General features: G+C 66.7%; 1 protein-coding gene. It reads left to right on the top strand.

What is annotated here, in order from left to right; translation table 11 throughout:
* Positions 1-537, top strand: a 537-nt coding sequence (locus CKO11_RS17320) for an ABC transporter permease subunit (RefSeq protein WP_223641555.1), incomplete at both ends; no start/stop codon positions are given.

Here is a 537-nt window from a genome sequence, read left to right as displayed (position 1 = left end):
TCCCGACCGTCTTCATCATCGTCACCCTCACCTTCTTCATGATCCGCCTCGCGCCCGGCGGCCCGTTCGACCTCGAGCGGCCGCTCGATCCGCTCATCATGGAGAACCTCAAGCGGGCCTATAACCTCGACGGGTCGCTCTGGTCGCAATATCTGACCTACATGGGCAACCTCATGCAGGGCGACCTCGGCCCCTCGTTCACGAAGCGCGATTTCACCGTGAACGACCTCTTCGCCTCCGGCCTGCCGATCTCGATGCTGCTGGGCGGCCTTGCCATCTCGCTCGCGGTGCTGATCGGCACGATCCTCGGCGCCGTCGCGGCGCTCAGGCAGAATTCCTGGCTCGACTATACGATCGTGGGGCTCGCGACCTTCGGCATCACGACGCCGAACTTCGTGGTGGCCCCGCTGCTGAGCCTCTTCTTCGGGGTGATCCTGCGCTGGCTGCCGGCGGGCGGCTGGTCCTCCTCCGATCCCGCCTACTGGGTGCTGCCGGTGGTGACGCTCGCCCTGCCGCAGGTGGCGGTGATCGCGCGCC

This window comes from Rhodobacter sp. TJ_12, from assembly GCF_020023995.1.
GTDB lineage: Bacteria > Pseudomonadota > Alphaproteobacteria > Rhodobacterales > Rhodobacteraceae > Rhodobacter.
Note: the sequence above shows the minus strand (reverse complement) of the source record. Positions and strands in the feature narration are given on the sequence as shown.